Source organism: Pseudooceanicola lipolyticus, from assembly GCF_002786325.1.
GTDB classification, from domain to species: Bacteria; Pseudomonadota; Alphaproteobacteria; order Rhodobacterales; family Rhodobacteraceae; genus Pseudooceanicola_C; species Pseudooceanicola_C lipolyticus.
Genome location: NZ_PGTB01000200.1, coordinates 1 through 5,804 on the forward strand (window position 1 = coordinate 1; position 5,804 = coordinate 5,804).

Annotated in this window: 6 protein-coding genes and 2 pseudogenes; 2 read left to right on the forward strand and 6 right to left on the reverse strand. The window is 68.7% G+C overall.

The window, feature by feature from the left end:
* Positions 1-253: pseudogene (locus CVM52_RS27130) on the forward strand (ComEC/Rec2 family competence protein); the annotation flags it as partial.
* Here the strand turns inward: CVM52_RS27130 and lexA are convergent.
* From lexA to trpD, 6 genes are all read right to left on the reverse strand, one after another.
* Positions 247-948, reverse strand: a complete 702-nt coding sequence (lexA, locus tag CVM52_RS22915; RefSeq protein ID WP_100164673.1) for a transcriptional repressor LexA — start codon at positions 946-948, stop codon at positions 247-249. The pseudogene CVM52_RS27130 and the gene lexA sit on opposite strands and share 7 nt — an antisense overlap.
* A 158-nt stretch (positions 949-1,106) precedes the next feature.
* Positions 1,107-2,279 (reverse strand): molybdopterin molybdotransferase MoeA, encoded by a 1,173-nt coding sequence (locus tag CVM52_RS22920; RefSeq protein ID WP_100164674.1) that lies wholly within the window; start codon positions 2,277-2,279, stop codon positions 1,107-1,109.
* The gene (gene moaC / locus CVM52_RS22925) at positions 2,276-2,749 is read right to left on the reverse strand and encodes a cyclic pyranopterin monophosphate synthase MoaC (RefSeq protein WP_276308660.1); all 474 of its coding nucleotides are present in this window, start codon (positions 2,747-2,749) and stop codon (positions 2,276-2,278) included. The genes CVM52_RS22920 and moaC overlap by 4 nt, the downstream gene beginning before the upstream one ends.
* Positions 2,749-3,561, reverse strand: coding sequence for an indole-3-glycerol phosphate synthase TrpC (trpC, locus tag CVM52_RS22930; protein ID WP_100164676.1), 813 nt, complete (start codon positions 3,559-3,561; stop codon positions 2,749-2,751). Before trpC ends, moaC begins: the two co-directional genes overlap by 1 nt.
* Positions 3,558-4,223, reverse strand: a complete 666-nt coding sequence (locus CVM52_RS22935; protein WP_100164677.1) for a uracil-DNA glycosylase — start codon at positions 4,221-4,223, stop codon at positions 3,558-3,560. The genes trpC and CVM52_RS22935 overlap by 4 nt, the downstream gene beginning before the upstream one ends.
* Positions 4,223-5,239, reverse strand: coding sequence for an anthranilate phosphoribosyltransferase (trpD, locus tag CVM52_RS22940; protein ID WP_100164678.1), 1,017 nt, complete (start codon positions 5,237-5,239; stop codon positions 4,223-4,225). The genes CVM52_RS22935 and trpD overlap by 1 nt, the downstream gene beginning before the upstream one ends.
* Before the next feature lie 273 nt (positions 5,240-5,512).
* Here trpD and CVM52_RS22945 point away from each other — a divergent pair.
* A pseudogene (locus CVM52_RS22945) lies at positions 5,513-5,804 on the forward strand (hypothetical protein); the annotation flags it as partial.

Below are 5,804 nucleotides of genomic sequence, written 5' to 3' on the forward strand. Positions count from 1 at the left end.
GGCGGCGCGCGGGCCGCAGGTGGCTCGGGTCGGCAGCGCGGAGATCATCCACCTGGCCGGCAAGCGCGCGGTTGAGTCTTTCGGACCCTGCCGCGCCGGGCAGCTTTTGGTGGTTTCGGTGCCGCTGCGCCCGGAAGGTCCCTGCGAGGTGTTCGACCCGCGCCGCCTGCGTGCCACCGGCAGCCTGGCCATCGGGCCGGACGGCATCGTCAGCGCCCGGCAACTCGGCGGCAGGCGGCGCTGGGATCAATAGGTGCGGATCAGCCCGACCAGGCGGCCCTGCACCTTGACCTTGTCCTCGGGCAGCACCCGGGTTTCATAGGCCGGGTTCGCCGCCTCCAGCGCGATGGCATTGCCGCGCCGCAGGAAACGTTTCAGCGTCGCTTCGTGATCCTCGACCAGCGCAACGACGATATCACCGTTATCGGCGGTGCTGGTTTCGCGGATCACCACCACGTCGCCGTCATTGATGCCGATCCCGATCATCGAATCGCCCTTCACCTCCAGCGCGTAATGCGCGCCGCCCTTGCCCAGCATGGCGCCCGGCACCGCCACCTGGTGCGAGGCATGGGCAATCGCCTCGATCGGCACGCCGGCGGCGATCCGGCCCATCAGCGGCAGTTCCACCGCGTCCAGCGTGCTGACCGCTTCGGCCCCGGCGGGGCGCGGCGGGGTCGACAGGTCGCCGTCGATCACCCGCGGCTGGAAGCCGCCCTGCACCTCGCCGCCGATCGACTCGGGCAGGCGGACGATCTCGATCGCCCGCGCCCGATGCGCCAGGCGGCGGATAAAGCCGCGCTCTTCCAGCGCGGTGATCAGCCGGTGGATGCCGGATTTCGAGCGCAGGTCCAGCGCGGTTTTCATTTCGTCGAAACTGGGCGGCACCCCGTCGCGCTGCACGCGCTTGTGGATGAATTCCAGCAGATCCAATTGTTTCTTGGTCAGCATTGCTCTACCTCTGACGCTTTTGTTTGCGTTTGTTCTACGCTTGTTCACGTTTTGTGTCAACCGCGCGCATCGCTCCGGCGCCACTGCGGTGGCACGGGTGGCCGTTGAGAGGTGCCAAGAGAAGAAGCCTTAGGGGGCGGCAGAGCGGCCGCGCCCGCTCAGAGCGGCAGGTAGTTCACCATTTCCCCGGCAGCGCGCGGGCCGTCATCGGCCGGGCGCACCAGCAGCGCATTGGCTTCGGACAGCACCGTCAGCAGCGAACTGTCCTGATTTTCAAAGGCGGTGACGCGGTCTGCCTCGACGCGGGCGCGCAGATAATGTTCGCGCGGCCCGTTGCGCTCCAGCGCGGCGTTGAGCCTGGCCTGTTTCAGCGCCGGTAAATCCGCGCCCAGGCCCAGCATCGCCCGGATCATCGGCAGGATGAACAGATAGCCGCAAACCATGGCCGAGACCGGGTTGCCGGGCAGCCCGACCATCGCCGCACCGGCCAGGCGGCCGGCCATCAGCGGTTTGCCCGGCCGCATCGCCACCTTGTAAAAGGCACGTTCCATCCCCAGCCCGGCGGCGACCTCGCCCACCAGGTCGTGATCGCCCACCGAGGCGCCGCCGACGGTGATCACCAGGTCGGCGCCCTGGGCCAGGTCGAAGGCGGTGGCCAGCGAGGCATAGCTGTCGCGCGCCACCGGCAACAGGCGGGGCTGGGCCCCGGCCTCGGCCAGCATCGCCTGCAGCCCGAAGGTGTTGGAGGCGATGATCTGGTCCGCGCCGGGGCGCTCGCCCGGCATCACCAATTCGTCCCCGGTCGCGATCAGCGCCACCTTCGGGCGGCGCGTCACCGGCACGCGGTCGTGGTTCATCGCGGCGAGCAGGGCGATATCGGCCGGGCGCAGCAGGCGCGGCGCCGCCAAGGTCATGCCCTTGCGGAAATCAACGCCGGCGGGGCGGATATTGGATTTTACGCCGGGCCCGTCGGTGATGGTGATCAGGTCGCCCTTGGCGCTGACATTTTCCTGGATCACCACGAAATCGGCGCCCTCGGGCACCGGCGCGCCGGTGAAGATGCGCACCGCCTGGCCGGCGCCCAGGGCGCCGGAAAACCGGTGGCCGGCGGCGGATTCGCCGATGACGCGGAACATCGCATGCAACTCGGCCTCGGCCGCCTTGATCGCGTAGCCATCCATCGACGAAGCAGCAAAGGGCGGCTGGTCGCGCCCGGCGCTGATATCGCGGGCCAGCACCCGGCCATGCGCCTCGGCCAGCGGCACCTGTTCCATTTCCAGCGGCGCAACCAGGCCGGCCAGCAGCGCATGCGCTTCGGCGACGGTTATCATTCCGCTTCGTAGCGGCCGGATTTGCCGCCATCCTTCAGCGTCACCCGGATGCCACCGATCTGCATCGCGCGGTCCACCGCCTTGGCCATGTCATAGACGGTCAGCGCCGCAGTGCTGACGGCGGTCAGCGCCTCCATCTCGACCCCGGTGCGCCCGGTGGTCTTGACCGTGGCGGTGATGCGAAGGCCGGGCAGGGCGGGATCGGGGGTGAGATCGACGCTCACCTTGGTCACCGGCAGCGGGTGGCACAGCGGGATCAGGTCGGCGGTGCGCTTGGCGCCCATGATCCCGGCCAGCCGGGCAACCCCCAAAACATCGCCTTTCTGCGCCTCGCCCGCGGTGATCAGGGCAAGTGTTTCGGGCGCCATCGTCACATGGCCCTCGGCGCTGGCGACGCGCGCGGTTTCGGCCTTGTCCGAGACATCGACCATATGGGCGTCGCCCTTTTTATCAAAATGGGTCAGTGCCATCACATCGTTCCGGGCCGCAGCGGGTTGGCCAGCAATTCGCGCGTGGCGGTGGCGACATCGTCATGGCGCATCAGGCTTTCGCCGACCAAAAACGAGCGCACGCCATAAAGCGCCAGTTCGCGCAGTTCCGCCGGGCCGGAAAGGCCGCTTTCGCTGACGATGATGCGGTCGGCGGGCACATGTTTGGCCAGGTTGCGGGTGGTGTCGAGCGAGGTCTCGAAGCTGTGCAGGTTGCGGTTGTTGATGCCGATCAGCCGGCTGCTCAGCAGCGCGGCGCGGTCCAGCTCGGCCCGGTCATGCACCTCGATCAGCACATCCATGTTCCAGTCCTGCGCCGCCGCCTCCAGCTCGGCCGCCTGGGCATCCGAGACCGAGGCCATGATGATCAGGATGCAATCGGCGCCCAGCGCCCGCGCCTCGGCCACCTGATAGGGGTCGTACATGAAATCCTTGCGCAGCACCGGCAGATCGCAGGCGGCACGGGCCTGGGTCAGGAAATCTTTCTGGCCCTGGAACGATGGCGTGTCGGTCAGCACCGACAGGCAGGTTGCGCCGCCTTCGGCATAGGCCCGGGCCAGCGCCGGCGGGTCGAAATCGGGGCGGATCAACCCCTTGGAGGGGCTCGCCTTCTTGATTTCGGCGATCAGGCCATAGCTGAGCGGAATGGTGCGCGCCAGCGCCTCGGCAAAGGGGCGCACTGGGTCGGCGGCGCGCGCCTGCGCCTCGACCGCTTCCAGCGGCTGCGCCGCCTTGTCGGCGGCGACCTCCTCAAGCTTGTAAGCCTTGATCCTGTCGAGAATTGTGTCGGTCATGATGCCTCCGGGTCGGCCCAGTTTATGGCCCTGTCGCCGCGGGCCTGCAACCACCCATTCACCTGCGAAAACGGCCGCGACCCGAAGAAGCCGCGATAGGCCGACAGCGGCGAGGGATGGGCGGTTTCGATGCGCAGATGGCCGGTATGGCGCAGCCGCCGGCCCAGCGCCTGGGCGGGGTTGCCCCACAGCAGCAGGGCCCGCGGCGCGGTGTCCAGCCGGTCGAGCACCTGGTGCACCAGGGTCTTCCAGCCCAGCGCCTTGTGGGCATGGGCGCGGCCCTGCGGCACGGTCAGCGCGGTGTTCAGCAGCAAGACCCCCTGATCGGCCCAATCGGCCAGGTCGGTCCGCTGGCGCGCGACGCCGAGATCCTCGTGCAATTCCTTGAAGATATTGCCAAGGCTGTCCAGCTTGCCGCCGAAATCGCGGGGGATGGAAAAGGCCAGCCCATCTGCCTTGCCGGGGGTGTGATAGGGATCCTGGCCCAGGATCAGCACCCGCACCGCCTCGGGCGGGGTGCGTTCCAGCGCGGCAAACACCCGGTCGCGCGGCGGAAAGACCGGGCCGGTCACTTCGGCCAGCCGCGCCTCGATCCCCGGCAGGGTGTCAGAGAAAAACGGCAGCTCGCGCCAGCCGCCCAAGCGGGACAGGTCGAACGCCATCAGCCGGCCTGGGTGATCCGCGCCAGCGCCGCCACCTTTTCCCGTGCCTTGCCGCTGTCGATGCTTTCGACGGCGCGTTCCACGCCGCTGCGCGGATCCGGCGCCACCCCGGCCACCACCAGCGCGGCGGCGGCGTTCAGCAGCACCGCGTCGCGATAGGCCGAGGGCGCGCCATCCAGCAGCGCGCGCAGGGCGGCGGCGTTTTCCGCCGGGCTGCCGCCGATGATTGCTTCGAAGGGATGCACCGGCAGGCCGAACTCTTCGGGATGGATCTCGGATTCGGTCACCACGCCATCCTCCAGCGCCGCGATCCAGCTGATCCCGGTGATGGTCAGCTCGTCGGTGCCGTCGCTGCCATGCACCAGCCAGGCGCGCTCGGACCCCAGCTGCGCCAGGGTTTCGGCCATCGGCCGGATCAGCTCGCGGGAAAACGCGCCGGTCAGTTGCCGCCTGACCCCGGCAGGGTTGGTCAGCGGGCCGAGGATGTTGAAAATCGTGCGCGTGCCCAGCTCGGCCCGGACCGGGCCGACATGGGCCATGGCCGGGTGATGCATCGGTGCCATCATAAAGCCGATCCCGGCCTCGTTCAGCGATTTCTCAACCAGTTTCGGGCCGATCATCACCTTGATTCCCATCTCGGTCAGGGCATCGGCCGCGCCGGATTTCGAGCTGAGATTGCGGTTGCCGTGTTTGGCCACCGGCACGCCGGCGCCAGCGGTGACAAGCGCGGCGGCGGTCGAGATGTTCAGCGTGCCCTTGCCGTCGCCGCCGGTGCCGACGATATCCATCGCACCTTCGGGCGCCTGGACGTGGTGGCATTTGGCACGCATCACGGCGGCGGCGGCGGCATATTCATCCACGGTTTCACCGCGGGTGCGCATCGCCATCAGCAGCCCGCCGATCTGGCTGGGCGTGGCTTCGCCTTCGAACAGCAGGGTAAAGGCGGTTTCGGCCTCGGCGCGGGTCAGGGGCCGTTCGGCAGCGGCGCCGATCAGCGGCTTCAGGGCATCGCTCATGCGGAGACTTCCCCTTTGGTCTGGCCGGGCGGCAGCAGGGCAGGGCCGGGCCGCGCCGCCATTGGCAGGTCATCATCGTGGTGGATCGGCAGCAACATGGGCAAATTCGCAGCTTTGGGGTAGAGGCGGAGCCCCTGTTGGCGGTATGATACGGGGAACTACATGTTCAGGCTTGCCGGCCAGCGTCAAGGGCGCGCGGTCCGCAGCCGGTTTCGCAGGACCACCACATCAGATGCTGGCCGCGAGGGGCAGAGCAGAAGAGGCAGGGCAGCCATGCGCGGATTTCTCAGTGGTGCAATCTGGGGTTTGGTCGTTTCGGCGGTCGCCCTGAGCGCGCTGTCGCTGTTGTCTCCGGTGGCCCCGCGGCCCGATGTGGATAGCGAATCACCGATTGCCGAAGCGCCCGCGGATCCCGGCGCTGCGGATAGCGGCGTTGCACCGTCCGACCCGGATCGCGCGGTGGGCGACAGCACCCCGGCCGCCCCCGAGATCCCACCCGGCGAGGTCACCCAACCCGAGGCCGGCCGCGAGACCGCGCGCCTGCCCGAGGTGTCGCCGATCCCCG